The 822-nt window shown below is 29.7% G+C and carries 1 protein-coding gene; it reads right to left on the bottom strand.

The annotated features are described in order from the left end of the window. A partial coding sequence (locus tag L21TH_RS08315; RefSeq protein WP_034429781.1) for an S-layer homology domain-containing protein occupies window positions 1-369 on the bottom strand: 369 nt, incomplete at its 3' end. Window positions 370-822 lie beyond the last annotated feature (453 nt).

The following is an 822-nucleotide window of genomic DNA, read 5'->3' as shown; positions in this document are numbered from 1 at the left end:
TAAATCTAGCTTTAGTGATGTTCTTACAACTTTTGAGAACTCTGCTCTAGTTATAGTATTGTTAGGTCTAAATGTACCATCTCCATACCCATCTAATATGCCTAATTCTACTAATTTTCCAACTGTTACATTAGCCCAATGATTTCCCATGTCTGAAAATCTATTGGCTATTTGTTTGAAGTGATTTTCTCTTTGTTCTAGCTCTTTTTCAATTGCATTAAATAATTCTTGTTCATTATAATTTTCCTTATTAAGAATTTCCATTATTTCTTCATTGAAATTTTCATTATTATCTCCATAAGTGTTTTGTAAAGGTATTAGACATGTAAATAATACAAAAAACATTAAAATTGAAACTATTTTTTTCATTTGTTAATCTCTCCTTTCAAGATAATTCACTTATTCAGGCCTGTCCCCGTTTATCGACTCCAATCATTACTCTCTTTATTATATGGGTATCTACAAGGTTCTTGCAATCATTTTTTTCCATAAGCCTTTCCACTCCATGCATCAACAGGGAATTTCATATTAGTAAATGCATTACCCTCTTTGTCGAACCCTAAAAAACGTGATTCATAGGAGCATTAGGATTATTAGCTGAACTTTCAATATAGATTTTCTTTTCATCATCATATACTGAATACTTTCATTCATTATCTACAACCTTTTCTATTTTAGTTAGTGTTCACCATAACTACTGGACTTATGTCAATATTTTAGACACAAAAAATCGAACATTTTTGTGATTTTAAATAGTATTTTTATCAGAAGTTTCGCATCTAAAAGATTTTAATGGGCGCTAGCCCTCAAGAATAGATTGTT

Source organism: Caldisalinibacter kiritimatiensis, from assembly GCF_000387765.1.
GTDB lineage: Bacteria > Bacillota > Clostridia > Tissierellales > Caldisalinibacteraceae > Caldisalinibacter > Caldisalinibacter kiritimatiensis.
This window is presented reverse-complemented; position numbering and strand designations above follow the sequence as displayed.